The 26,637-nt window shown below is 64.0% G+C and carries 21 protein-coding genes; 12 read left to right on the forward strand and 9 right to left on the reverse strand.

Annotation, left to right across the window (positions count from 1 at the left end):
- Positions 1–65 precede the first annotated feature (65 nt).
- Positions 66–1,355 (reverse strand): ammonium transporter, encoded by a 1,290-nt coding sequence (locus M1D32_RS18390; protein WP_458780052.1) that lies wholly within the window; start codon positions 1,353–1,355, stop codon positions 66–68.
- A gap of 392 nt (positions 1,356–1,747) precedes the next feature.
- On the opposite strand from M1D32_RS18390, the gene M1D32_RS18395 reads away from it, so the two are divergent.
- Genes M1D32_RS18395 through M1D32_RS18405 form a run of 3 tightly spaced genes read left to right on the forward strand, consistent with a single transcriptional unit; the run spans position 1,748 to position 4,731 of the window.
- On the forward strand, positions 1,748–2,827 hold the full coding sequence (locus tag M1D32_RS18395; protein WP_458780053.1) for a Gfo/Idh/MocA family protein: 1,080 nt from the start codon (positions 1,748–1,750) through the stop codon (positions 2,825–2,827).
- Positions 2,827–3,576 carry a ThuA domain-containing protein gene (locus M1D32_RS18400; protein WP_458780054.1) on the forward strand — a complete coding sequence of 250 codons (750 nt, stop codon included), beginning with the start codon at positions 2,827–2,829 and terminating at the stop codon, positions 3,574–3,576. The genes M1D32_RS18395 and M1D32_RS18400 overlap by 1 nt, the downstream gene beginning before the upstream one ends.
- Before the next feature lie 57 nt (positions 3,577–3,633).
- On the forward strand, positions 3,634–4,731 hold the full coding sequence (locus M1D32_RS18405; protein ID WP_458780055.1) for an alanine racemase: 1,098 nt from the start codon (positions 3,634–3,636) through the stop codon (positions 4,729–4,731).
- A gap of 36 nt (positions 4,732–4,767) precedes the next feature.
- Here the strand turns inward: M1D32_RS18405 and gdhA are convergent, their stop codons facing one another.
- Positions 4,768–6,105, reverse strand: a complete 1,338-nt coding sequence (gene gdhA / locus M1D32_RS18410) for an NADP-specific glutamate dehydrogenase (RefSeq protein WP_458780056.1) — start codon at positions 6,103–6,105, stop codon at positions 4,768–4,770.
- A gap of 133 nt (positions 6,106–6,238) precedes the next feature.
- On the opposite strand from gdhA, the gene M1D32_RS18415 reads away from it, so the two are divergent.
- Positions 6,239–6,901: an AmiS/UreI family transporter gene (locus M1D32_RS18415; protein ID WP_458780057.1), complete on the forward strand. Its 663-nt coding sequence runs from the start codon at positions 6,239–6,241 to the stop codon at positions 6,899–6,901.
- Here M1D32_RS18415 and idi read toward each other — a convergent pair.
- The 3 genes from idi to M1D32_RS18430 all read right to left on the reverse strand — a co-directional run bounded on the left by idi (position 6,898) and on the right by M1D32_RS18430 (position 10,280).
- Positions 6,898–7,446: an isopentenyl-diphosphate Delta-isomerase gene (gene idi / locus M1D32_RS18420; protein WP_458780058.1), complete on the reverse strand. Its 549-nt coding sequence runs from the start codon at positions 7,444–7,446 to the stop codon at positions 6,898–6,900. The two genes, M1D32_RS18415 and idi, sit on opposite strands and share 4 nt — an antisense overlap.
- A gap of 225 nt (positions 7,447–7,671) precedes the next feature.
- Positions 7,672–8,613: a sugar phosphate isomerase/epimerase family protein gene (locus tag M1D32_RS18425; RefSeq protein ID WP_458780059.1), complete on the reverse strand. Its 942-nt coding sequence runs from the start codon at positions 8,611–8,613 to the stop codon at positions 7,672–7,674.
- A 461-nt stretch (positions 8,614–9,074) separates the two neighbouring features.
- Positions 9,075–10,280: an ROK family protein gene (locus tag M1D32_RS18430; protein ID WP_458780060.1), complete on the reverse strand. Its 1,206-nt coding sequence runs from the start codon at positions 10,278–10,280 to the stop codon at positions 9,075–9,077.
- 330 nt (positions 10,281–10,610) lie between these two features.
- Here M1D32_RS18430 and M1D32_RS18435 point away from each other — a divergent pair, with 330 nt between their 5' ends.
- The 7 genes from M1D32_RS18435 to M1D32_RS18465 all read left to right on the forward strand — a co-directional run bounded on the left by M1D32_RS18435 (position 10,611) and on the right by M1D32_RS18465 (position 20,097).
- On the forward strand, positions 10,611–11,858 hold the full coding sequence (locus tag M1D32_RS18435) for an inositol-3-phosphate synthase (protein ID WP_458780061.1): 1,248 nt from the start codon (positions 10,611–10,613) through the stop codon (positions 11,856–11,858).
- Positions 11,855–12,736, forward strand: a complete 882-nt coding sequence (locus tag M1D32_RS18440; RefSeq protein ID WP_458780062.1) for an SCO3242 family prenyltransferase — start codon at positions 11,855–11,857, stop codon at positions 12,734–12,736. Before M1D32_RS18435 ends, M1D32_RS18440 begins: the two co-directional genes overlap by 4 nt.
- A complete protein-coding gene (locus M1D32_RS18445; protein ID WP_458780063.1) occupies positions 12,733–14,232 on the forward strand; it encodes an EboA domain-containing protein in 1,500 nt (499 codons plus the stop codon). The genes M1D32_RS18440 and M1D32_RS18445 overlap by 4 nt, the downstream gene beginning before the upstream one ends.
- 12 nt (positions 14,233–14,244) lie before the next feature.
- The gene (locus tag M1D32_RS18450) at positions 14,245–15,123 is read left to right on the forward strand and encodes a TatD family hydrolase (protein WP_458780064.1); all 879 of its coding nucleotides are present in this window, start codon (positions 14,245–14,247) and stop codon (positions 15,121–15,123) included.
- A complete protein-coding gene (gene eboE / locus M1D32_RS18455; RefSeq protein WP_458780065.1) occupies positions 15,123–16,271 on the forward strand; it encodes a metabolite traffic protein EboE in 1,149 nt (382 codons plus the stop codon). The genes M1D32_RS18450 and eboE overlap by 1 nt, the downstream gene beginning before the upstream one ends.
- 22 nt (positions 16,272–16,293) lie before the next feature.
- A complete protein-coding gene (locus M1D32_RS18460; protein WP_458780066.1) occupies positions 16,294–17,694 on the forward strand; it encodes an alkaline phosphatase family protein in 1,401 nt (466 codons plus the stop codon).
- Between the two features lie 306 nt (positions 17,695–18,000).
- On the forward strand, positions 18,001–20,097 hold the full coding sequence (locus tag M1D32_RS18465; RefSeq protein ID WP_458780067.1) for a PQQ-dependent sugar dehydrogenase: 2,097 nt from the start codon (positions 18,001–18,003) through the stop codon (positions 20,095–20,097).
- Positions 20,098–20,220: 123 nt separating this feature from the next.
- Here M1D32_RS18465 and M1D32_RS18470 read toward each other — a convergent pair whose 3' ends face one another.
- The 4 genes from M1D32_RS18470 to M1D32_RS18485 form a co-directional block, all read right to left on the reverse strand.
- Positions 20,221–21,492: an ROK family protein gene (locus tag M1D32_RS18470; RefSeq protein ID WP_458780068.1), complete on the reverse strand. Its 1,272-nt coding sequence runs from the start codon at positions 21,490–21,492 to the stop codon at positions 20,221–20,223.
- Between the two features lie 200 nt (positions 21,493–21,692).
- Entirely contained in the window at positions 21,693–22,775 is a 1,083-nt protein-coding gene (locus M1D32_RS18475) for a polyprenyl synthetase family protein (protein WP_458780069.1), read from the reverse strand.
- A gap of 71 nt (positions 22,776–22,846) precedes the next feature.
- The gene (locus M1D32_RS18480) at positions 22,847–23,899 is read right to left on the reverse strand and encodes an ABC transporter permease (RefSeq protein ID WP_458780070.1); all 1,053 of its coding nucleotides are present in this window, start codon (positions 23,897–23,899) and stop codon (positions 22,847–22,849) included.
- Positions 23,896–25,416 carry a sugar ABC transporter ATP-binding protein gene (locus M1D32_RS18485; protein WP_458780071.1) on the reverse strand — a complete coding sequence of 507 codons (1,521 nt, stop codon included), beginning with the start codon at positions 25,414–25,416 and terminating at the stop codon, positions 23,896–23,898. Before M1D32_RS18485 ends, M1D32_RS18480 begins: the two co-directional genes overlap by 4 nt.
- 153 nt (positions 25,417–25,569) lie before the next feature.
- Here M1D32_RS18485 and M1D32_RS18490 point away from each other — a divergent pair, with 153 nt between their 5' ends.
- Entirely contained in the window at positions 25,570–26,613 is a 1,044-nt protein-coding gene (locus M1D32_RS18490; RefSeq protein WP_458780072.1) for a substrate-binding domain-containing protein, read from the forward strand.
- Positions 26,614–26,637: the final 24 nt, after the last annotated feature.

A 26,637-nucleotide genomic window follows, 5' to 3' on the forward strand; every position in this document is an offset into this window, starting at 1 on the left:
GTCCAAGGCTTGGCCCTCTGCCTGACGTGTACTCCGGGCGCTCCGCCCGGCTTCTCAAGTACCCGTCAGGTCCGCTGCGGCGAGCCGAGCTCCACCGGATCTTCATCCGTCAGGTAAGCCAGTTCGGAGTGGGCGGCGAGGTCTATGCCCCGCATCTCGTCTTCGGGCTTGATGCGCAGCCCAATGGTCTTGTCCAGGATCTTCGCCAGGATCCAGGTGATGCCGAACGAGTAGGCGAGCACCGTGACAGTTGCCAGCGACTGGACACCCAGGAGTTCGACACCGCCGCCATAGAAGAGTCCGTTGACAGCGTTCGGTGCGGCGTCGGTAGCAAACAGCCCGATCAGCAGCGTGCCGAGGATGCCGCCCACCAGGTGGACACCTACGACGTCGAGCGAATCGTCATAGCCCAGGCGGAACTTCAGCTCGATGGCCAGGGAGCAGACGGCCCCGGCGATGGCGCCGATGGCCACCGCGCCGAGAGGACTGACGGCGCCACATGCGGGGGTGATGGCGACCAGTGCTGAGATCAGGCCGGACGCGGCACCCATGCTGGTGGCTGCCCCGCGGCGAAGGCGCTCAACGAGTGCCCAGGCGAGGAGACCCGCCGAAGCAGCAACAGCGGTGTTGAGGAAAACCACCGAGGCCGACTGGCCGGCGGAGAGCGCGGAGCCGGCGTTGAAGCCGAACCAGCCCACCCACAGCAGCCCGGCGCCGATGAGCACCAGCGGCCGGCTGTGCGGCTTGGCGTGTTCCACCTTCGGCCAGCCAGAGCTCTTGCCCAGGACGAGGGCCAAAGCCAGGGCAGCAGCGCCGGCGTTCATGTGCACAGCGGTTCCGCCGGCGAAGTCGATGGCCTTGATGCCGCTGGCGATCCAGCCGCCGGTGACACTGCCGTCAGCCGAGGAGAAGGCGAACACCCAGTGCGCGATGGGGAAATAGACAATGGTTGCCCAGATGCCAGCAAACAGCATCCAAGCGCCGAACTTCATCCGCCCGGCCGCTGCCCCGGCAACCAGGGCAGTGGTGACGCAGGCGAAGAACAGCTGGAACGCGGCGAACAGGGCGACCGGGATGGAAGCGCCCTCATTTGCGGCGAGCAGCTGCCCCATGCCCGGGAATTCGGTGACGTCCCCGATGAGCCCCAGGCCGCCTACCGAGTTTCCAAAAGCCATGGAGTAGCCAAAGAGCGCCCAGAGGACGGCCACCAGGCTGGCGCCGCCGAAGCACATCATCATCATGTTCAGAATGCGGCGGGATCCCACCATGCCCCCGTAAAACAGGGCCAGGGCGGGGATCATCATACAAACCAGCGCGGAACTGGCCAGAATCCAAGCGACATTTCCCGAATCCATGGGAAACCCCTTTCGTGATGCGAGGAGAGAACGCCAAATCGCCCGTTGGAGCCACTCCGGAGGAGGGACGCGGAGTCAGTACCACGTTCATCGGAGGGCAGCTATTGCCGTCTGGTTCCAACTGTATGGCGGCCGTCTTGGGGTGGGTTTCCGGTGTGTTAAATGATGGTTTCAGTCATTCACGCGCGAGTTTCAGCTGTCCCACTGATAGCAGCAACGTAGTTTCAAGCCCCGTAACCGGCAGGCGGCTATGCTGTTGAAAACCCACGCAGCCACGTACCGCCCCGGTACCGTAGCTTCGCATCCTTCCCCCGCCTCCCAAGAGATAAGGAAGATCAGTGAACAAGGACCAGTCCTCAGCGCAGGGCGCTGCTCCCTTGGAGAATGAACCTGTGAAAGAACTGAGGGTGGGGGTCGTCGGCATCGGCTGGGCGGGACAACAGCATCTCAAAGCCTACGATTCCCTGCCAGGGGTCCGCATCGTGTCCCTGGCAGGCATGGAGCAGGAACTCCGCGACTCCCTGCAGGCTGAATACGCCATCGCCAATGCGTTCGCAGACTGGAAAGACATGCTGGAGCATGGCGGACTGGACGCGATCAGCGTGGCAGTGCCAACTTTCCTGCACGCACCTATCGCCGTCGCCGCGCTGGAACGCGGGATACACGTGCTGAGCGAGAAGCCGATCGCGCGCAACGCCGCCGAAGGCCAGTCCATGGTGGACGCGGCGCGCAAGGCAGGACGCGTCCTCGACGTCGCCTTCAACCACCGCCGCCGCGGCGACATCCAGGCCCTGAAGGGTGTGATCGACGACGGCGGGCTGGGCCGGCCGTACTACGCTAAAGCATCCTGGCTGCGCCGCTCCGGCATCCCGACGCTGGGCAGCTGGTTCACCAATCCCGAACTTGCAGGCGGCGGACCGCTGGCAGACATCGGCGTCCACGCGCTGGACTACGCACTGCATCTGCTCGGCGAGCCCAAAGTGGTGGCCGTCTCCGCTGCCACCCACTCGGAGCTGGGCCCGCAGGGGCGGGGCGGCGGCAGTGCGTACTCAGCCCTAGCCTCCAGCCACGCCTTTGAGGTGGAAGACTTCGCGTCCGCATTCCTCCGGCTTGAAGGCGGTGGGACCCTGCTGATCGAGGCGAGTTGGGCCACCTACCGGGAAACGGACGACCTCCTGGACTTCACGGTCTACGGGACGGACGGCGGCGCTGAACTCAAAGTGCAGGGCGCACCCTTTCCGCCCGTAGGACAGCTTCGGGTGTTCACGGAAAAAGACGGCGAGAGCGCCGATTACGTGCCGCCGGTATTGCCTGGACGCGCGCATGACGGAGTTGTGGAAGATTTCGTGACGGCGGTGCTTGGCGGCAAGGATGTATGGGGTGAGCACGATGGATCCCTGGCGCTGTATCGCGCACAGATCATCGACGCGTGCTACCAGTCCGCGCGGGAGCAAAAGGAGGTTCGTCTCTAATGAACGGCAAACTGAGGATCCGGGTCTGGAACGAGGGCGTCCACGAAGCCATCAACGAGCCGTCCCACATCGGGGAGATCTACCCTGACGGCATCCACGGCGCCATCGCCGCAGGGCTCCGTTCCTACTACCCCGAGGCAGAGATCACGACGGCGGTCCTGGCCACCGACGACGAACACGGCCTCGACGAGGAGGTTCTTGCCGAGACGGACGTCCTGCTCTGGTGGGGACACATGGCCCACCACGAGGTGAGCGACTCCGTCGTCGAACGCGTCCAGCGCCACGTCCTGGGCGGGATGGGGCTGATCGTTCTCCACTCGGGGCACTTCGCCAAGGTGTTCACCAAGCTGCTGGGCACCAGTTGCTCCCTCGCCTGGCGGAATGACGGCGAGCGCGAGCTGGTGTGGACCGTGAAGCCATCGCATCCTATTGCCGACGGCGTGGACAGCCCGATCGTTATCCCCGAGCAGGAGATGTACGGGGAACTGTTCGACATCCCGGACCCGGACGACCTGATCTTCATCAGCTCCTTCGCGGGCGGCGAGGTGTTCCGTTCCGGCGTCACGTTCACCCGGGGCAAGGGCCGCATCTTCTACTTCAGCCCCGGCGACCAGGAATACCCCGTGTACCACCACCCGCAGATCCAGCGGGTCCTGGCCAACGGTGTGCGCTGGGCCGCGCAGCCGGAGCTGCACCGCTCCATTCCGGAAGTGACCAACCCTGCCCGCGGCTGGTTCGAGGAAGCCTAGGAGCCAGGAAGGCTGCAACCAGTTTTGTGTAGCTTCAGGACCGAGGGATGCAGGAAAATGACGATTCCCACCGAGGTTGATACGCCGGAAATCCTGGTGGACGTGGACGCCCTGGACCGGAACATCGCCAGGATGGCCCAGGCCGTCAAGGCAAAGGGCCTGGCCCTGCGCCCGCACGCGAAGACCCACAAGATCCCCGAGATCGCCGCCCGGCAGCTGGCCGCTGGTGCTGCCGGCCTGACAGTGGCAACCATCGGCGAAGCGGAGGTGTTTGCGGCCCGGGGTGTGGACAACATCTTCATCGCCTACCCTTTGTGGGTTTCGTCCCTGAAGGCCGAGCGGCTCCGGCGGCTGGCCGCAACGGCAGTGATCTCAGTAGGCGTGGACTCTGCACCCGGCGCGGCAATGCTTGGCGAGGGCCTGGGCGATGCTGCCGGGGCAGTGGCCGTGCTGGTGGAAATCGACAGCGGCCACCACCGTAGCGGCGTCCGGCCGGAAGCCGCGGCAACGGTGGCCCGGGCAGCCTCCGACGCCGGTTTGCAGGTGGCAGGAGTGTTCACCTTCCCGGGCCACAGCTACGCCCCAGGGATGCCCGCCGAGGCGGCGGAACAGGAGCAGGCAGCACTGACGCAGGCGGCAGAAGTCCTTACGGCGGCCGGATTCGAGGCGAAGGTCCGAAGTGGCGGATCGACCCCAACGGCACTGCTCACTGAGGGTTCCGCTGCCACCGAAGTGCGGCCCGGAGTCTACGTGTTTGGCGACGCCCAGCAATTCGAGCTGGGCCGCTGCGCCCTTGACGACATTTCCCTCACGGTGGCAACCACGGTGGTCAGCCATCACACCACTCCGCCGGGCACCCCTGCACGCTTCATCGTTGACGCCGGCAGCAAGATCCTGGGCAGCGACCGCCCCGCCTGGGCAACTGGATTTGGCCGGCTGATCGATTACCTCGAGGCCCGGGTCATCGCCCTCTCGGAGCACCACGCCACGGTGGAATGGCACGACGGCGCCGCGCCGCCACCCATCGGCACCCGGCTGCGGGTCGTCCCCAACCATGTGTGCCTGGCCATCAACCTCGTGGACGAGGTAGCCGTCGTACGGCAGGGACAACTCGTGGACCGGTGGAACGTGGCAGCCCGGGGCAAAAACAAATAGCGCACCTAACCGCGGAACCCTTCGTGCGGGTGCCGGCTAGATCAGCCCCTGCGCCAGCATGGCGTCTGCCACCTTCACAAATCCCCCGATGTTCGCGCCCAGGACGTAATCACCTGGCGCACCGTACTCTTCCGCCGTGGCGGCACAGACGTCGTGGATGCCCACCATGATCTCGGTGAGGCGCTGCTCGGTGTGCTCGAAGGACCAGGAATCGCGGCTGGCGTTCTGCTGCATTTCCAAAGCGGAGGTGGCCACCCCGCCGGCGTTGGCCGCCTTGCCCGGGCCGAAGAGCACTCCGGCCTGCTGGAAAATGGACACCGCATCGGGAGTGCTGGGCATGTTGGCCCCTTCACCCACCGCGAGCACGCCGCCACTGACGAGGCCGGCTGCAGCGGCGCCGTCGAGCTCGTTCTGGGTGGCGCATGGCAGGGCAACCGTGGCGCCTGCGTCCCAGACGGAACCGCCTTCGAAGTACGTGGACTCGGGCGTTTGGGCGGCGTATTCCTTGAGCCGGCCGCGCTGCACTTCCTTGATCTCCCGCAGCAGCGGAACGTCGATACCGCCCTCGTCCACGATGTAGCCGCTGGAATCCGAGCACGCTACCACCGTGGCGCCCAGGTCCTGTGCCTTGGCGATGGCGTGGATGGCGACGTTGCCGGAGCCTGAAACCACAACCCGCTGCCCCTCGAAGGACAGCCCCCGCGTTTTGAGCATTTCGTTGGTGAAGATGACCGTTCCGAAGCCGGTTGCCTCCGGCCGGACCAGTGATCCGCCCCAGGAGATGCCCTTGCCGGTGAGCACCCCGGATTCGTAGCGGTTGGTGATGCGTTTGTACTGTCCGAACAGATAGCCGATTTCGCGCCCGCCCACCCCGATGTCGCCGGCCGGGACGTCGGTGTACTCCCCGATGTGGCGGTAGAGCTCGGTCATAAAGGACTGGCAGAACCGCATGACTTCGGCATCGCTGCGGCCGCGGGGGTCAAAGTCGGAGCCGCCTTTACCGCCACCAATGGGCATTCCCGTCAGGGCGTTCTTGAAGATCTGCTCGAACCCGAGGAATTTTACGATGCCAAGGTTGACCGAGGGGTGGAACCGCAACCCGCCCTTGTAGGGCCCGAGCGCGGAGTTGAATTCAACCCGGAAGCCGCGGTTAATCTGCACGCGGCCCTCGTCGTCGGTCCAGGGCACCCGGAAGATAATCTGGCGTTCAGGTTCGCAAAGCCGTTCGAGGACAGCCCCTTGCAGGAACTCGGGGTGGCGGTCATGGACCGGGCCGAGGCTTTCGAAGACTTCAGTGATGGCCTGATGGAATTCCGCCTCACCAGGGCTCCTGGCCAGGACGGTCTCCTTGACGGCCTCGAGTCGTGCATCCATGCTTGTCTCCTTCAAATGAACTACCATTCCATTTTATGGTAGCAATATTTCGCATGCCGGAAGCGCCAAGGACAGCGCGCCCCCACGGCTGGTTTCCCCCAGCGCTTGGGAAGCCCATGCAGAAGGGATCCTGATGCCACACTTGTGCCTGCTGCTGTCAGGAGCAGCGCTCCTCATCAACGGCCTGGCGATGCTCGGATACCTTCCGCGGCGTGACGCGGGATTCTTCAGCCTGGCGGTCGGCAGCATCCAGACGGCACTCGCCCTGGGATACCTGTCCACCACGGGCACCGAAGCGCCCGGACTTCTGAGCGCTGCCGGCATGATCCTGTTTGGCCTGACCTACGCCTACGCGGGGTTGGACGTCATGCTTGACCTGGGGTCGAAGGGGCTTGGCTGGTTCTGCGGGATGGTGGCCTTTGTCGGCCTGCTCCTTGCGGCGGCATGGTTGCGCGACGATCCGCTGCTGGCCGTCCTTTGGCTGTGCTGGTCCACCCTGTGGGGGCTGTTCTTTGCCTCGATGGCCTTGGGACTGACCCGGGTGGACGTATTTACCGGCTGGTCCCTCGTGCTCACCAGCCAGGTAACGGCGACCCTTCCCGCCGTTCTGGGGATCACCGGCCTGTGGCCACGCAGCCTGGATGCTGCTGCCGGCGCAGCGGTACTACTGACAGGGGTGTTCCTTGCTGCCGGCGCACTGGCCAGGCGCACGCAGGTCCGACACGGAGCATCTGCTCCCGGCGGGGACGTTCAGCCATCCCACGCGGACCTTCGTGATGCGCAAGGGCGCCATTAGCGGCTGGTGTGCAGCTCCCTGAGTTGCAGGACGAGCCATGGACTGAAAGCCCAGGGAGCGGACTTCACTGCGTCCGCCAGGTCGGACATCGAAACCCACTGGTATTCGCACACCTCTGACTTTCGGGGTGCTACGGAATCGTCGGTTACGGCGGTGAAGACAGGGCACAGCTCATTTTCAACGATGCCATTCGGGTCAACCGCCCTGTACCTGAAATGTGGCAGTCGCTGCTCCACGTCGAAGACGTCGATTCCCAGTTCCCACTGGCCCCTTCGCCGGACCGCGTCAAGCATGTCTTCACCAGGCGCTGGATGTCCGCAGAAGGAGTTGGTCCATACCCCGGGCCAGGCAGCCTTCACGAGGGCACGCCGGGTAACCAGCAATCGGCCCATCCGGTCGAATACGTAGCAGGAGAAGGCCAGGTGAAGCGGGGTTTGTCGATGGTGGATATCTTTTTTCGGCGCTGTCCCGCAGGGCTGGCCGTTTGCGTCCAGGAGGACCACCTGCTCTTGCTCCGTGCTAAATACGGCGTTTGCAGCGTTCACAGAACAACTCCTTCCAGGCTGCGGGTAATCAGCGTGAACATAACGAAACGGATAGCTCCAACTATCCCTGCTTTTAGGCGGAGATGAGGGCACCCGGTCCGACTTTCCCGGCAATGCCAGCGATGGACTCTATGGCCGGCTGCCAGGTGATGGGTCCCGGATGGCGAAAGCCGGACCTGCACTGCCCAATTGCAGGCAAGCCCGGCTTTCCACGTAAGTGGCCTGCTAGAAGCGGAGTGCCCGAAGGTAGTTGTAGCCCACCTCGGCCGTCTGCAGAGGCGTGACGTCGGGCTGGTCGTTCTCGACGATGAACTCCTTCGGAGTATGCGCCCGGAAGATGCGCGCAAAGTCGATCTCTCCGGTTCCGAGGTCAGCGAAACCACCCGCGGCGTCGCGGTCCTTCACGTGATACTGCAGGACCTTCTGCGGAGCCTGCTGGATGGTGTCGATAGCGAACTGGATGGGATCCTTCGCACCCACGCCAAAGCCGGCCGTGACCGCCCAGTAGAGGTCCACCTCCAAATGGACCAGCTTGGGGTCCAGGCGGCTGGTGAAGATGTCCCAGGGGGTGAGGCCGCCGCCGAGGTCAGTAGTGAACTCGTGCGCGTGGTTGTGGTAGCCGTACTTCAGGCCGGCCTGGTTGGCAACAGCAGCTTCCTCGTTCATCTGGTCAGCCCAGCGGTACCAGTCGGCTGCGGAGCTGGAAACCAGGTATGGCACGTTGATGTGGGTCTGGCCGAGGGTTACGGCGTTGGCGATCTTGGTCTCCAGCGCGGCAGGAGTGGCACTGATTCCGTCATGGCTCGAGGAAGCGGTGATGCCAAGTGAATCAAGTGTCGAGCGCATCGCCTCAGCGGTTCGGCCGTACAGCCCGGCGAGCTCAACCTTGGTGAAGCCATAGTTGGCGAGGCTCGCCAACGTGGTGTCCACACCTTCGCCCCGCATGATCGAACGCAGTGTGTACAGCTGGATGCTGATGAGTCCGGGGGGAACAGGCCGGCCTGCACCCTGGGCAGCCGGAGCGGCCACCGCAGCGGTCCCGCCGATACCGGCGAGGCCGACACCCACGCCTGCCGCCACTGCTCCCCTCAGGAAGCCACGCCGGTCGACGCCCTTCTCCTCCAATGAACGACGAAGGGCGCCTGGGGCATTGAAACCAAAGCACATATTGTTTGCCTTTCCTGGCAGTGAAATGCGTTCCTTCACCGGCCTTGGTGAGGGGAAGCATGCGAAGCTGCAGCGCAGCCGGTTGTTTACGGGGGCTCGCGGCAGAGGCCGAGACGGCGAAGCGGCAACGCCGCCCACGGTTGGTTGCTTCACCCACAGCGTCCTCGCCGTGCGCGTCGCACTCCACCGTTGCCGTCGTAAGCATCAGACGCGATGGGGACAGGAGCTCATGACTGCAGATGTGGTGCACGCTTTCGCTGACATGAGTTCCCCGGTTTCATGCGCTTATTCACGCCCAAAACCCCAGACGGAAAGCGTGTTTGGCTTTCAGCCTGGCCGGTCACCGGCGCCTACAACTCCAAGTAGCGTCGCCGTCGACCGGGCTTGGGTTTGAGACTAATCGGGGATTTTGTTGCCTGTCAAGCAAAAGTCGACGGGAGGTTGTGGAGGGTGCCCACCTGTCAGCCCACGGCCCCCGAGAGGCCCAGAACCATGGCATCGATGCGCTGCGGAGACATGGCATGGTGGATTGCCAGCATGCTGGCACCCAGGACGCCGGCGTCGAGTCCGGAACTGGACTGAACAATCTGGAGGTGCTGGGTTGCCAGAGGAATGGTGCGCGAGTAAACCACCTCGCGGATTCCTGCAATGAAGTGCTCCCCGGTCAAGGCCATGGAGCCGCCGATAACGATGACGGACGGATTGATAAGGCTGACGCAGGCCGAAAGGACCTCGCCAACGTCCCTGCCCGCCTGGCGCACTGCCCGCACGGCTTCCGTACTGCCGGCCCCGACAAGCCGCACCACGTCTTCGCTGGTGTTGGCCTCCAGGCCAACCTCACGCAACTTCGACGCGACGGCCGGTCCTGAAGCGACAGCCTCAAGGCAGTCCAAATTTCCACAGTGGCACGGAACACCCGTGCCGTTATGGACCCTGATATGCCCGATGTCGCCGGCAACGCCGTCGGCGCCCCGCTGCAGCATGCCGCTGGAGACGATGCCCGAGCCGATGCCCGTGGCAACTTTAACGAAAATGAGGTTGTCCACGTTCGGCCATGCCACATTCCGTTCCCCGAGCGCCATGATGTTCACGTCGTTATCGACGAGGACCGGAACGTGGAAGTGGGCCTGCAGGTGGCCCGGAACGTCGAAGCCGTTCCAGCCGGGCATGATGGGCGGATTGATGGGCCTGCCCGTCCTGTGCTCGACAGGCCCGGGCAGGCCGATACCGATGGCCAGGAGGTCAGTCATGGCCCGCCCTGAGTCCTTGAGCAGTTCGGTAGCCACTTCCACAACGGCCTCCAGCACAACATCCGGTCCCCGGGTGACCTCGATGGTGCGCGCGGCCTCACGCAGGCGGTGACCGGTAAGGTCCGTCACGGCAACGCTCAAGTGCGATGCGCCGATGTCCACTCCAAGGACAACCTTGCTGCCGGCCTTCAAGGCAATTCGGGAGGAGGGGCGGCCGCCCGTCGAGACAGCATCATCGACGAAGCCCACCAGACCTAGTTCCATGAGTGCCTCGATGCGCAGCGTCACCGTGGAGCGCGCGAGCCCCATCTGCTCCGCCAATTCAGTCCGGGTACGGGGCCGTCCGTCCCGCAGGATCTGAAACAATTCGCTCGCTCCGGAGGACCCGAGGCCATTGAAACTACTTATGTCACTCATCGACTAATTAAAGCACACCTTTCGACAAAAGGGTCGGGCGGAGCAGCTACTGGCGGCCTCCCCGATATACGCCGAGGGGCGTGTCGTTTCCGTAGCACCGGCATCGCCGCCGCACCCACTTCTTCAAAGAATCCGCGAAACCAGGCGGGGCATTCGATTTAAGACGCACTGCCCGGGACACGGATACATCGAAGGAGAAGGAACATTCGTTGTTTGCCGTCATTAGTCGTGCTAGGTTCTTGTGACCAGCGCCTCACCAGCCACGATCCCCCTTCACAAGGGGAAGGTGGGCCCGGAGGCAGATGCAGCGTCACTTCAAGGAGGAAGATTTTGATTAGGGACCTCAACTCCGGCCGTGCCGGCCGGCAGCGGGCATCTACCCCGCCGGCCTACGGCAAGACGGGCATCTGGCTCATCGGCGCGCGAGGGTCGGTGGCAACTACGGCCACCGTGGGCCTGGCGGCCATCACCGCCGGACTTGCGGTCCCCACCGGCTGCGTCACGGAGCAGGAAGCCTTCGGCGACGTGGCCCTTCCAGACTTCGCGGACTTCGTGATGGGCGGCCATGACATCAGCGACGTGTGCATGGCCAAGCGCGCCGAAGCCCTCGTTGAATCGGGGATGCTGCCGCTTCACTTGCTCGAATCCGTCCGGCCTCACCTCGTGGAAACGGACCAGCGCGTGCGGCCCGGGTACAACCCCGCGCAAAAATCGGAGTCGCAGGCCGAGGTGGCGCGCCGGCTGGCCGGGGACATCACGGATTTCAAGCGCTCCAACGGCTTGAGCCGGGTCATTGTTCTCGACGTCGCTTCCACCGAGGCCCCGATTGAGCCAATCCCTGAATTCAGTGACGTGGATCTGCTGCTGGCCGCGCTGGAGGACCCGGAGCGTTCGGTGCTTCCGCCCAGCTCCGTCAGCGCTTACGCTGCCATCCTTGCCGGCTCGCCTTACGTCTGTTTCACACCCTCCGCCGCCCTTAGTGTGCCTGCACTGCGTGAACTGGCTGTCCAGCACCACATCCCGAGCGCCGGGCAGGATGGGAAGACGGGTCAAACCTGGCTGCGGTCCGTTCTGGCTCCGGCCTTTGCCGCCCGCGGGCTGCGTGTCCTGTCCTGGGCCGGGACCAACCTCCTCGGCGGCGGTGACGGAGCCACGCTCGCTGACCCGCTGGCCGTTTCGGGGAAACTGCAGTCCAAGAACCGCGGCCTTCAGGAGTTGACCGGAGGTGCCGTTACTCCACTTCACATCGACAATGTCCAGGATCTGGGCGAGACGAAGGTGGCCTGGGACCACATTAATGTTGAAGGATTCCTCGGTTCCCGCCTCACGCTGCAAACCACCTGGAGCGCCTACGACTCCATGCTGGCCGCACCGATGGTGCTGGACCTCTCGCGTCTGATGGCGCTGGCCCACGCTGCCGGAGAGGAAGGCCATATAGGCGCCCTCGGATTCTTCTTCAAGGATCCCTGGGGCAGCGACGAACACTCCTTTGCGAACCAGACCGGCAACCTCGTGGAGTGGGCGCAATCGGCGACTGCGAAGCTGGCGGCCGGCACCGGGAGCCTCGAGCAGCAGTGAGCCGCATTAATGACTACCTCGAACTGGTCCGTGCGCCGGCCGTCCTTACCGTCCTCGGCGATACGCTCGTGGGCGGGTCGGCCGCCGGGCACTCGCTTAGCGGCCGCCGCGTGGTTCTCCCCCTGGCGAGCGCCTGCCTCTACGCCGGCGGCATGGCCCTGAATGACTACGCCGATCGCGGGACCGATGCACGCGAGCGGCCGGAACGGCCCATTCCATCCGGTCGGATCAGCGCCCGCAACGGCCTCACCGCGGCGGCAGCCCTCACAGTGGCGGGCCTCGCCTTCAGTGCGGCGGGAGGCGGCAGGCAGGCTTTCAGCGTGGCGCTTCCGCTCGCCGCCGCAATTTGGACCTATGACCTGCTGGCCAAGCGCCATGCCATATCCGGCGCGATCACCATGGGCTCCTGCCGTGCCCTTGACGTCCTCATGGGCGCCGGTTCCGGCCACTTCCGGCCAGCCCTGGCCGCCGCGGGCATCATGGGCGGCCACACGGTAGCCGTAACCCTCCTCTCCCGTGGTGAAGTCGAGGGAACAACGACGGCGACCGCTTCCGGCGCGGCTGCAGGCACCGGCCTGCTGGCCAGCGCAGTAGTGGCCGGTTCTGCGGTACCCGGCAACCAGGTGTTCGCTGTGCTAGCCGCGGCTGCCGCCTATGCCGTCCGCTGCGCTCCAGCCCAAGTGCGGGCCGCACGCAATCCGGTGGCAAAGAACGCTCTTGAAGCCACCAAAGCAGGCATCCGGGCTATGGTCCCCCTTCAGACAGCACTCACGCTGCGGCAGGGAAACGTGGCTGCGGCCGGCGTGCTTGCGTCGGTGGACGTGCTCGGCAAGGTCCTGCGTTCCCGTCCCCGGAGTTCGAGGATCAGCGAGTCATGACAGCAACCACAGCATCCACCATGCCTTTCAGCCTGGGATACGGGACGAACGGTTTCACCGACCACCCCCTTCCCGTAGCGCTTGAACTCCTCGCCGAGCAGGGGTACGGCGCTGTGGCACTGACCCTGGGCCACCCGCACCTGGATCCGTTTGCCGAGGACCTGGATGCACAGCTGCTGTCACTGCGACACCGGCTTGATGGGCTGGGCCTTCGCATCGTCATTGAAACCGGCACCCGCTTCCTGCTCGACCCGCGGCACAAGCACCGGCCCGCGCTGGTGGACCCAGAGGCCGCAGCACGCGTTGCCTTCCTGCGCCGCGCCGTCGACATAGCTGCGGCCGTTAACGCAGAGTGCGTCTCCTTCTTTTCCGGCATACTTCCTGCGGGCACCACCCCCGAAACGGGATGGCAGCGGCTCACATCCCGGGTCGCCGACATCGTTGAATATGCCCGCGGCAAGGATGTACTTCTCGCCGTGGAACCCGAACCGGGAATGCTGATCGAAACGGTCTCCGACGTGCTGCGCCTTCGGGCGAAACTGGGTGACCCGGAGAACCTGCGCGTGACCGTCGATATCGGCCACTGTGTAGTGGTGGAGCCGGGCGGGGTGCGCGGAGCCCTCCTGCAGGCAGGTCCGTTGCTGGCCAACGTCCAGCTGGACGACATGCGCCCGCACGCCCACGAGCACCTGCCCTTTGGCGAAGGCACCGTTAACCTGCCGCTAGCACTCGCGACGCTGGCCGAACTGGGCTACAGCGGTGTCGCCGCCGTCGAGCTGCCGCGGCACTCCCATGACGCTCCGGGACTGGCAGCGCGCAGCATGGATGCGCTCCGCGCCGGCTGGCATGAAGCAGGAACCATCAGGGAATCCGAACGCTGGCTGCAGGAGAGCACAACGGCGATCACTGCCGACCCCGGCAGCCTGGCCAGAATCTTCGCCATGGCCGGTCGTCGCGTCGGCCGCAGCCCTCTTCGCCCGGACGCCGACCCCGCCGGTGTGTTGTTCGGCACCGTCAGCGACCATGCAAGAGGCGAACTGATCGGCCGGCTTGGGGAGTTCCTGTCCCCGGCTGAACTGGCCGAAGCCTTGCTGGCCCTCTACGACGGCGGGGATTCGGCAGAACGCCGTGGCGTGCTCAGGGGATTGGGAGTGCTGGCCACACGCACACCCAAACTTCCGGCCGCCGTCGTCGCGGCGGGACTGCGCCTGACAGCGGAGGCCCTGCGGACCAGCGAGAACGGCATTGTTGCAGCCGCCGTCGGTCCGTTCGCCGCAGCCTACCTTGACCAGCACAACTGGCGCCACGCCGTTCTGAAGCTGGTTTTTATGGGCATCAGCCTCAGCACCGTCACTGATCTCCGGGAACGGGCGGATAACGAACTCGCCCGGATGGCACGCGACTTTGCCGCGGAGCGCACCGCCGCAGGGCGTCCGGTCCCGGAGGACGTCCAGCTGCTCCTGCAGTCCTCATCCAGCTATTCCACCTCTTCTTAAGGGAAGCCAGCCATGCGTATTTTCGACCCCCACATTCACATGACAAGCAGGACTACCAACGATTACGAGGCGCTGTACGCCAACGGAGTGCGCGCCCTCGTTGAACCTGCGTTCTGGATGGGCCAGCCGCGCACCAACGTGGGCTCCTTCATCGACTACTTTGACTCCCTGCTGGGTTGGGAACGGTTCAGGGCCGCCCAGTTCGGGATCCGGCATCACGCCACGATTGCCCTCAACCCCAAGGAGGCGAACGATCCGAGGTGCGTTCCCGTCCTGGATGAGATCCCCCGGTATCTGGTGAAGGAGGGAGTGGTGGCCATCGGCGAGATCGGCTATGACTCAATGACTCCCGCTGAGGACGAAGCGTTCAGCCGCCAGTTGCAGCTTGCGCTGGAATATTCACTGCCGGTGATGGTGCACACCCCGCACCGGGAGAAGCTCGCCGGCACGCAGAGGACGCTCGACGTCGTCCGCGAGTCAGGCGTCGAACCCGGCATGGTGGTTGTTGACCACCTCAATGAGACGAATGTCGGGATGGTAAAGAACGCCGGCGCGTGGATGGGGTTCTCCATCTACCCCGACACCAAAATGGACGAGCACCGCATGGTGGCCATCCTCAGCCAGTACGGAACCGACAAGGTCCTGGTCAACTCAGCGGCTGACTGGGGCAGGTCGGACCCCCTGAAAACAGTCAGCACCGCCAACGCGATGCTCGCGGCAGGCTTCACGGCCGACGACGTGGACAAGGTGCTCTGGCGCAATCCCGTTGAGTTCTACGGGCAAAGCGGCCAGCTGATCCTTGATCCGATCCCCGGGTTCGATGCGGCTGACCTGCCGGACGCGGCAGCGGGCTTCGAGGGCAACTCGGTCCTGCGGGGGGCCCGGGTCTGATGCTCCTTTCATACTGCACCAATGTCCACCCCGCTGAGGATCTCGACGGCGTCATCCGGCAACTCCGCGAATATGCCGGTCCGATCCGGCGCACCGTTGGCCTCGACACGCTCGGCGTGGGTCTGTGGCTTCCCGCCGGGCTGGCCCGTCAGCTGGCCCGGAGTACCGAGGACCGTGCCGCCCTCCGCGGCGTCCTCGATGCTGAAGGGCTGCAGCTGCACACCATCAATGCGTTCCCTTACGGCGGCTTCCACAACGAGGTAGTTAAGCTCGACGTATATAAGCCGACGTGGGCGGAGCATCAGCGGCTGGAGTACACGCTGGACTGCGCCGAGGTGCTGGCAGCCCTTCTGCCCGAGGACACTGCAGGCTCGATCTCCACCTTGCCCCTTGCGTGGCGCCAGCCATGGACACAGCACGACGACGACGCCGCCACCTCCGCTTTTGCCGAGCTGAGCTCCCGCTTGCGTGAGCTGCGGGACCGTACGGGAAAGACCGTCCGCGTCGCCGTCGAACCGGAACCGGGGTGTGTGCTCGACACCGTCGCCGACGTCGTGGGGTGGCTGGAAACACGAATCGGGCGCGGCGTGGATCCGGAATTCGTGGGCTTGTGCGTGGACACCTGCCACCTCGCAGTTTCGTTCGCGGATCCGGCCGGCGCCATCAAGCAGATTGACGCGGCAGGTCTGCGGATCGTGAAGGTACAGGCGTCAGCGGCGCTGCACGTCACCGATCCAGCCGACCGTGCAGCAAGGGAAGCCCTGGCGGAGTTCGTTGAACCGCGCTACCTCCACCAGGTACGGGAGTCTCAGCCGGCCGGTATTGTGGCTGCCGATGATCTTGGCGAAGCCCTCGCCGACCTGCCGGCGGAAAACCCGTGGCGGGTCCACTTCCACATACCGCTCCACCATGTGCCCGCTGCACCGCTGGAGACCACCGTAAACGTGCTCAAGCGTGCCGTGGAAGAAGTCCGTCAGCTGCCATACGGGTCCGAGGTACACCTCGATATTGAGACGTACACCTGGAGCGTGCTGCCCGGCGCCTCGGTAGGAATCACCGAGGGAATTGCAGCGGAGATTACATGGGCGCAGTCGAATCTGTTCGCTGCCGCCCCTGCTCCCTGGACTCCTGTCGCCGGACGCCCCTGACAATCTGAAGCAAGGAAAAACCGTGAAACCAGTACTTCTGCTGAACGTCGTTGGATTGACGGCCAAGGCCCTGGTCCAGATGCCGCGCCTCTCGCGCCTTGCGGCGCAGGGATGGTCGTCGGAACTGGCTACGGTCCTGCCTGCCGTGACGTGCACCGTTCAGTCCACTATGCTGACGGGCCTGGCGCCGGCCCAGCACGGAGTCGTGGGAAACGGCTGGTACTTCCGGGATCTCGGCGATGTTTTCCTGTGGCGCCAGCACAACAGGCTCGTCAGCGGCGAGAATATTTGGGAGGCTGCCCGCAGGCAGGATCCCGGGTACCGCGCGGGCAATATCTGCTGGTGGTACGCCATGGGGATGTCCACGGACCTGACGGTGACTCCCCGCCCGATCTATCACGCGGACGGCCGCAAGTCACCGGACGCCTACGTACGGCCGGCGGAACTTCACGAGGAACTGGTGTCCAGCTATGGCGAGTTCCCGCTCTTCCAGTACTGGGGCCCAACGGCGACCATCCGGTCGAGTGAGTGGATCATCAACTCAACACGGCACGTCATGCGGAACCAGTCTCCGAATCTGCTGATGGCCTACCTGCCGCACCTGGACTACGACCTCCAACGGTTTGGACCCGATTCGCCGCAGGCCGCACGTGCGGCTGCCGACCTCGACCGCGCCCTCACTCCACTGTTGGATGAGGCCGATGCGCGCGGCTACGCGGTGATTGCGGTGGCCGAGTACGGGATCGAAGAAGCGCGCACACCAGTGGATATCAACCGCGTCCTGCGCAGGGAAGGGCTGCTCGAGGTCTATGTCCAGAATGGCAGGGAGCAACTGGACCCGTGGACGTCGCGGGCCTTTGCGGTCGCTGACCACCAGGTTGCCCATGTCTACGTCTCTGACCCCTCGGACGTGGAGCGGGTGGCAGCGGTGCTTCGCGGGACGGACGGAGTGGATGAGGTCCTGGACCGGGAGGCGCAGGCGCGCTACGGGCTCGATCATGAAAGGTCCGGGGAGCTCGTTGCCATAGCGGAACCGCGTGCCTGGTTCACCTACTACTTCTGGCTCGACGATGACCGGGCGCCCGAATACGCGCGCGGCGTCGATATCCACCGAAAACCCGGCTACGACCCAGCCGAACTCTTCTTCAACCCGGCGGACAGGCTGGCAAAGGCAAAAGCCGGCCTCAACCTGGTCAAAAAGAAGCTGGGCCTGCGGTACGCCATGAGTACCGTGCCCCTGGATCCGACCCATGTGCGGGGCACGCATGGACGGCTGCCTGATTCACCGGAAGGAACGCCCCTGATCATCGGCTCCGAGGACCGGATTCCCTCCTCGGTCGAGGCCCTGCTGAACAGTGGCCGGCAGGTGCCCGCCGCTGCCGTGAAGGAGCTCGTTCTCCAGACACAGGGACTGACGAGCTAGGAATTGCAGCGCGAAACAACAAAGCAGTAAAAGTGCTTATTCCGCTTTTACTGCCCCTTTTTGTGCCAAAAAACGGCCGGTGCTCAAGATTTCATCAATTTTGTTTTCTGAAACCACTAGCTAAACGAGACATCCTTCCATTAGCGTTCTAAGAGACCTGAGTCCGGCTGGTCCGGGTCCTCAATGACGAGAAGAAAGTGAACGATGACACTTAATCGACACGGGAAAGCGCAAGCTTCCGGGCATCCGGCCGATGCCACCGGCTTTACAAGGAGACGTTCAGCGCGAGCAGGTGCCGGTCTGGCCATGGCGGCCCTGATCGCCACCTCCTTTGCCGTCGGACCGGCGCAGGCCCAGCAGGGCGGGGCCCCCGACGTAGCTCCGCCTGATGCCAACTTTCAAAAGGTAACTCTCAACGACGGTCCGGGTGAGCCTGTTGACCTGGCCGTGCTTCCGAACAACGACGTCCTGCACACCACCCGCGGGGGCGAAGTCTGGCTCAATGACGCAAAGACTGGCCTGAACACCCTGGCGGCAACCCTGGACGTCTACCAGCATGACGAAGAGGGCCTGCAGAGCATCGCGCTTGACCCCAAATTTGGGACCAAGGGCAACAACTGGGTCTACTTGTACTACTCGCCGCCGCAAAACACTCCTGTGGATGATCCCGCAACCCCCGGCGTCAACGAGGGTGACGCACCCTTCAGCGGCACGGCGGCCGACTTTGAGAAGTTCAAGGGCTCCCTGGTGCTTTCCCGTTTCCAGTTCAACGGTTCCGCCATCGACCTGGCCACCGAGCAGGAGATCATCGAAGTGCCCGTCGACCGCGGCATCTGCTGCCACGTCGGCGGCGACATCGTTTTCGACGCCGAAGGCAACCTCTACCTTTCCACCGGTGACGACACCAACCCGTTCCAGTCGGGCGGCTATACGCCGATCGATGAGCGCCCCACCAGCAACCCCGCGCTCGATGCGCAGCGGACCTCCGCGAACACCAATGACCTGCGCGGCAAGGTCCTGCGCATCACGCCCAAGGACGGCGGTGGCTACACCATCCCCGAAGGCAACCTGTTCCAGCCTGGCACTCCCCAGACCCGGCCCGAAATCTACGTGATGGGCCTGCGCAACCCCTTCCGCGTCGACCTCAACCAGAAGACCGGCGAACTGTACATCGCCGACTACTCGCCTGACGCACGTTCGGCCAACCCCCTCCGCGGCCCTGCAGGCACCGGCAAGTGGATGTCAGTTACTGAACCCTCTAACTACGGCTGGCCTTACTGCGCCACCGCCGAACTGCCCTACGTCGATTACGACTTCGCGACCAGCACCTCCGGTGCAGCATTCAACTGTGCTGCTCCGGTAAACGAATCACCGAACAACACCGGCCTGCGTGAGCTGCCCCCGGTAGCCCAGCCCGAGGTCTGGTACTCCTACGGCGCCTCAGCACAGTTCCCCGAGCTGGAAACCGGCGGAATCGGCCCGATGGCCGGCCCTGCCTATGAGTTCGACGAGAAGGCAACCAAGGGCCACGCCCCCGTCGCCTGGCCTTCCTACTACGACGGCAAGTCCTTCTTCTACGAGTGGACCCGGGACTACATCAAGGGCATGACGTTGGAGAACGGTGAACTCGCCTCCATTGAGAAGGTCGTCGACTCACTCGTGGTCGACAACCCGATCGACATGGAGTTCGGCCCCAACGGTGCCCTCTACGTCCTCGAATACGGCGACGGCTACTTCGGCGAGAACCCCGACGCGCAGCTTTCCCGCATCGACTACATCGGCGAGGGTGGCAACCACAGCCCCGTGGCAGTAGCCTCCGGCACCCCGACTGCGGGCGCATCACCGCTGACCGTGCAGTTCTCAAGCGAAGGCACGGCTGACGCTGATGGCGACAAGATCCGCTACGAGTGGGACTTCAACTCTGACGGCGTCGTGGACTCCGAGGCGGCAAACCCCAAATGGACCTACGAGGAAATCGGAACCTACACCGCGAGCCTGAAGGTCACCGACCTGGGCGGCAAGCACCGCGGGCGCCACTCCTCCGCAGAGGTGGCAATCGAGGTAGGCAACCAGGCACCGGTCGTTGAGTTCATCACCCCGGTCGCAGGCCAGGACTTCCGCTTCGGCGACACCGTCAGCTACGAGGTCCGCGTCACGGATGACCAGCCGGTCGACTGCTCGCTTGTCCAGGTGACCTACATCCTGGGCCACCACACGCACGGACACCCGCAGACCACCACCTCCGGCTGCGTCGGCACCCTCACCACTACCGTCCCCGAGGGCCATGACCCCGCAGTTGACGACCTCTCGGCCGTCTTCAGCGCCAGCTACACCGACGCCGGGGACGCCGCATCTGCGCCGCTGACCGGAACCGCCGAGGTAGTGCTGATGGCAGCCAACTGATGCTCGTCCGAGTACCAGTGCCATCGAAATAAGGGCCACCGGCCATAAGAAGGAAGCGGACCCTGTCCCAGCCAAAGCTGGGACAGGGTCCGCTTTTTCATGTGCCGGCCAGCCGCCTGGAAGCTACGGGGACGGAACCGGCGCGGCGGCGTCGTCGTCTTGTGGGCGCAGGAAGCCTGCGGGATCCCGGATGAGGGGTTCAAAGGCCAGCTCCGCGGCCCCGACGAGGATGGGATCTTCGCCCAGGGGCGCCAACTCGATGGCCACGCTCTCCCGCGGGCCCCGCGTTCCGGGAGTGCGCAGCGCTTCGCTGAGCGCGTCCGGTGCGGCACGGACGAGGATACGCAGGAACCCGCCCAGGACAATCAGCGACGGGTTCAGCAGGTTGACCACACTCTTCAACCCGACGGCCAGCAGCTGGACCTGCCGGTCGATAATCTCCCGCAGCTCACGGGACGCAGACTCGTCCTGCAGTTTCTCCAAGACGGCTTCTTCGAGGTTCTCCATCTCACCTGCCGGGAGGCCGACGGCGGCGATCAGCTCTTCACGGGTGATCTCGGCTTCGAGGCAGCCGAACGATCCGCACGTGCAGGCGGTGCCGCCCGAGCGCACATGAGTGTGACCAAGCTGGCCGGCGAATCCGGTGGCACCGCGAATGAGGCGGCCTCCGCTGATGACGCCTCCGCCGATGCCGCTCGCACCCCCGTAAAGGTAGACAAGGTCCTGGCTGTCGCGGCCCGCACCGAAGGTGGCCTGCGCCCGGGCACCGGCAACGGCGTCGTTTGCTGCGGTCACCGGGAGTTTCAGGGCGTCGCTAAGGAGTGCCCCGAGGGGCTGGTCGCGCCAGCCAAGATGCGGCGCTTCGATGACAGTGCCATCCACGGGATCTACCAGCCCCGGTATGGCCAGCCCTACGCCGACGATCCGGCTCCGGGCGGGCAGCGAAGTGCGCATCCCGGTGTAGACCGCCGTCACGATGTTCACCACTTCCGCTACCGAGGGCGCACGAACGGTATGGAAGCGGACAGGGTTCACTATGTGCCCGCCGAGGGAAACGAGCGCAACGCTCACGACGTCGATATCCGGGTTGACCGACAGTGCCAGTGCGCCGGGGCTTGGCTCAATCATGATACTGGGGCGGCCGTGCTGTTGTGCCTGGTCGAGGTCGCTCTCGACGACCAGGCCGAGGTGGACGAGTTCACCGACAAGCGCCGCAATGGTTGACCGGTTGAGCCCGGTGGCCCGCGTTAGTTGCGCGCGGGAGACACCAGCCATCGAGTGAACCAGGCCCAGCACGGTGGAAAGATTATGCTGCCGGGTTGAATCGCGGTTGTTTCCGAGGTTAGTACCGGCAACGGTGCGCCGAACGCGTTCATCGTGCGATGGCGAAGTCATTCCGCGGCAACTTGTCCGGCTGCATCGCCAGCAATCCAATGAGGAACTGTACGGCGACGGCAGGGCACCACGACAATAGCCGACGTCTTCCCTTCCACCCCGGTTCAGGTCCTTCCTGGCAGATCGCCTCGGTGCCGGATTTGTTCTTTCATGATAACGGCAGACCAGGCAGGATCTACGAGGCGGGAACGCCGGTCCGGCTAGTGTGACTCCACGTTGGAGATGAGAGCGAACAGCATTCGTTCAAGGCACTTGTGCACGGCATCCGGCACTCCGTCGGACTCCAGGTGCATCACGGCAAGGTGGGCATTGTCGGTGGCGAGCTTGATGGCGTAGTCCTTTGCCCCACAGGACACCAGAACGGAGCGCACGTACTCGGCATCAGCTGCGGTCATCTCCTGGGATCCAATGAGAGAAGCAATCCTGCTCCATTCCGGCCGGGTGGCTGCGTAGGAAAGCAGGGCCGTCCGTTTGCCCTCCCTGAGGTCCCCCCAACTGGTTTTCCCGGTGAGGCTTTCCTTGCCGAAGACGCCCAGGACGTCATCGGCGATCTGGTAGGCGATGCCGGCGTAACGCCCAAAAGCAGTCAGTGCAGTCACAACCGGTTCCGGGGCCTGCGCCAGCACGGCGCCCGCCTGCAAGGGCGCCTCGAACGAATAGACCGAAGTCTTTTGGTGGGCCGTCTTGGTGATGTCCTCCAGTGAAGGCATTTCAGGAGTCCGGCTGAACTCGATGTCCAGAACCTCCCCGCCCACGGAAGAGAAAATTGCCTCATCGAGGATCCCGTTTAGCCGGTGCTGCACTGAGGCCGGCGCGTCAATGGCCCTCAGCAGGCGGTAAGCACTGGACAGTGCGAGATCCCCGGCAAGAATTCCGGCCGAGACCCCGGCATGGTCTGCGGCCACCGGGCTCTCACCGGCACGCACTGCCCTGTTTCTGTAGTGGCCGGACACGTTGGGGGTGCCGCGCCGAACGAAATCCCGGTCAATAACGTCATCGTGGATGATGAGCGCGCTGTGCAGGAGTTCGTACGAGGCCGCGAGCTCCGCGGCGCTGGAGAAGTCAGTGCCGCCAAGCTGGCGGTACGCCAGCATGACCAACCGCGGGCGGGAGCGTTTGCCGCCCGCGGTTGCTCTTTCAAGTGCTTCCCAAAGGCCCAGATAGGCAGCGTTTACGGAGACAGCGCGCAGCTTCGCGTCGGCAAAGAATCGCTGGAGCGCATCCTCAACCAACTCGAGGTCCCTGCTGCCGTTCAGCAGGTAGTCCACGTTCAGGAAGTTCACTGCGCCGCCCTTCGCTTCTCGTCCTGGCTCCCGGGATGCCGGGGTCCGCTTATGCCCGCCGCCAGGCGGACCTAGCTTTTCACCTTGCGTGGACCGCGGGCTGCGAAGCGCTGCTGCAGGAGGACTGCGACGACAATGATCAGGCCCTTGGCGAGCGCCTGGACGGAAGTATCCAGGTTGTTCTGGGTGAAGACATTGGTCAGGGTGCTGAAGATCAGCACCCCGAGAACCGTGCCCATGATGGTGCCGCGTCCGCCGGCGAGCAATGTTCCACCGACAACAACTGCAGCAATGACGTCCAATTCCAAAAGGTACCCGTGCGTGGACGTTCCTGCCGTGGTACGCCCCAGCATCATGACGCCGGCGATACCGGCCGCGAGTCCTGAAAGCACATACAGGTAAACCAGGTGCCGCTTCACCTTGATACCGGCCAGCTTGGATGCTTCAAGGTTTCCGCCGATAGCGACCGTGCGACGACCGAAAGTGGTGCGGTTCAGGAGGAACCAACCCGCAACGGCTACGAGGACGAAGATCCAGATCAGGATCGGGACACCGAGGAATTCAGCCCGCATGACCTGCAGCAAGTCGCGGTTGCTGACGATCTGGGTACGTCGGCCGGAAATAAGCTCGGCCAGACCCCGCGCACCCACCAGCACCGCCAGCGTGGCAATGAAGGCCACGACGTTGCCATAGGCGATGACAAGGCCATTGATCAGGCCTGCGGCGACGCCGACTGCAAGGGCAACGACAACAATGAGGAGCCAAGACGACTGCGTAGCGGCAAGCTGGATGCTGGCCAGGCTTGCAACAACCGTGGTCAGGCCCAGGACAGAGCCGACGGAAAGGTCGATGCCGCCTGCAGTAATAACGAAAGTGACGCCAATAGCAACCACGCCGGTAATGGAGGCGAGCCTGAGGATGGTGAGCACGTTCTCAACACTGAGGAACCGGTCCCCGCTGGTGACGGCGCCTATGACAAAGAGCAGCGCAAGAGCGATGACGAGCCCCATACTGCGGCCGGCGGATCCCTCCATGAACTTCTTCAGGGAATTGGCCTGGGGGGTGCTGTGGCCGGCCGGTGCCACGGGTTGTGGTTTAGCCACCTTGGTAATCTGCTCGCTCACGCGGCACTTCCCTTCATGACGAGGTCGAGCACTCCATGCTCGTCTATATCGCTTGCTTTGGTTTGGGTGAGGACGTTGCCGTCGTCGATGACCAGTACCTTGTCGGCAAGGCCCAGGACTTCTTCGATTTCGCTCGATACGACGATGATTGCCGTTCCGGCTGCCGCGAGTTTGCGGATGAGTTGGTAGATTTCCGAGCGGGCGCCGACGTCGACTCCACGGGTCGGTTCGTCCAGCAGCAGCACCGGGGTGCCGTGCACCAGCCAGCGGGCCAGGAGGATCTTTTGCTGATTACCTCCTGAGAGCGTGCGGGCCGGCCGCTCCGGGTCAGCTGGGCGCAACTCCAGCGCGGTGATCTGTTCACGCGCCGCCTGGCGTTCAGCTGATTCGTCCAGGAGCCCTGCACGGGCGAACCGCTCAAAGGTGGACAGTGTGACGTTCTTGAATATCGGTTCGTCCAGGATGAGCCCCTGGCTCTTGCGCTCCTCCGGCGAAAGACCGATTCCAGCGTTGACCGCCGATGTAACGGATCCCGGCCGGAGAACCTTGCCATTTACCGAAACCCTGCCCGACGAGGCCTTGCGCGCACCGTAGATGGTTTCAAGGATCTCGGAGCGCTTCGAGCCCACCAATCCGGCGAAGCCGATGATCTCACCCGCGCGGACAGTGAAGCTGACCTTGTCGAAGTGTCCTGAAAGCTCAAGGTTATCCACGTCGAGCACCACGGGAGCGTCGGCCGGGAGGGGCTTTCTCTCCGGGAACACATTCGCGACCTCACGCCCGGTCATCAGGCGGATCAGCTCCGATTTGGGTGTTTCCGTGACGCTGAGGCCGTTCGCCGTGCTGCGCCCGTCCTTAATCACCGAGATGCGGTCGCCAATCTGCCGGATTTCCTCGAGGCGGTGGGAAATGTAAACAACGGCGATGCCCTGGGCCGTAAGTTCCCGGACCACGCGGAAGAGGTTGGAAACTTCACCGGAATCGAGGATGGCGCTGGGCTCGTCCATGATGATCAGCTTCGTATCCCGCGACAGTGCACGGGCCATGCTGACGATCTGCTTGTTGGCGGCGGAAAGCGTCCCGACTTCCGTGGACGGCGACAGGCTGCCGTGCCCGAGCCGCTTCAAAAGGGTACGCGCAACCGCGTTCGCCTTCTTCACGTGGAGGACGCCCCCCGTGGCGCGTTCGTGGCCGAGGAAGATGTTCTCGGCAACCGAAAGCCCATCGACGACGTCGAGCTCCTGGTACATCGTGGCGATGCCCAAGTCGAGTGCTGCAGTGGGACCAGGCAGCGTAATTTGTTTGCCCTCCCAGAGGATTTCTCCACTGTCAGGCTGATGGACGCCCGCGAGTGTCTTGATGAGGGTGGATTTACCGGCCCCGTTCTGACCCATAACGCAATGGACTTCCCCGGGAAGTACCTGCAAATCGACGCCTTTCAGCGCCTGGACGCCAGCGAAGCGCTTGGTAAGTCCCCGAACTTCGAGCAACGGCTGTGGCTGATCTTCTTCGAACATGCGACGAACCTAACACATTATGTCGGCGATCGGTATAACTTCGCCGATTTCTCACAATCTTCTGTTATTGTGAGGGCAGTCACGCAAAGTAGCGGGCATGAAAGAGCATGCTGCACCACGCGGAGACGCACTTAACTCATTGAGGAGATACACATGCTTGCAGTTCGTACGGGCCGGAAGATGCTCGTCACCACCGCTGCCTTTCTTGCTGTTGGCGCCCTTGTTACGGGGTGTACAGAAGGCGCGGGCGAGACCAACACCCAGCCCACCAACGCATCGGTTGAAGGCAACCAGGCACAGGGTGACAAAGTAGTCATCGGCTTCTCCGGCCCCGCCGCAGACCACGGGTGGCTGGGCGCCATCAACTCCGCCGCCATTGCCGAGGCAAAGAAGTACCAGGACGTGGAGCTGCGGGTTGCCGAAGGAACCAATGACGCCAACCTGCAGATCAGCCAGGTCGAGCAGTTCATTAACGACCGCGTCAACGCCATCGTCCTGCTGCCCACGGACGGCGCCGCCCTCACTCCCGTTGCCACCCAGGCAATGGAGGCCGGCATTCCCGTCATCAACGTAGACCGTGAATTCTCCAGCTCCTTCGCTGCCCGCACCACGATCCTGGGTGATAACTACGGCATGGGTGTCAGCGCCGGCACCTACATCTGTGAAGAGCTCGGGGACAAGAAGGATGCAGTCGTCGCCGAGATCGCCGGCATCGACTCCTTGCCCCTGACCCAGGACCGCAGCAAGGGCTTCAAGGACGCATTGGAGTCTTGCGGCCTGGACGTCGACAACCGCGTAGCCGCTGACTTCACCGTGCAGGGCGGCGAAGCTGCCACCTCGCAGCTGCTGTCGGCAGCACCGAAAATCGATGCCATCTGGAACCACGACGATGACCAGGGCGTCGGCGTCCTGGCCGCAATCGATAATGCAGGCCGCAAAGAGTTCTTTATGGTTGGCGGTGCCGGTTCGGCAAATGCCATGAACGAAATCAAGTCCGGCCAGGGCGTCCTGAAGGCAACCGTTATCTACCCCTCGACCCAGGCAGCTGACGGTGTCCGCCTCGCCCGCCTGATCTCCCAGAACAAGGCCATGAGCGACCTCGTGGAAGTTGAAGTCCCGAAGCGCATCGTCCTGAACGCCCCGGTTGTCACCGGGGAGAACGTCGAGCAGTACTTGCCGACTGCTTTCGCATCGTAGGACCGCGATAAGTGGGGCGCTCCT

The organism is Arthrobacter sp. D3-16 (genome assembly GCF_054408515.1).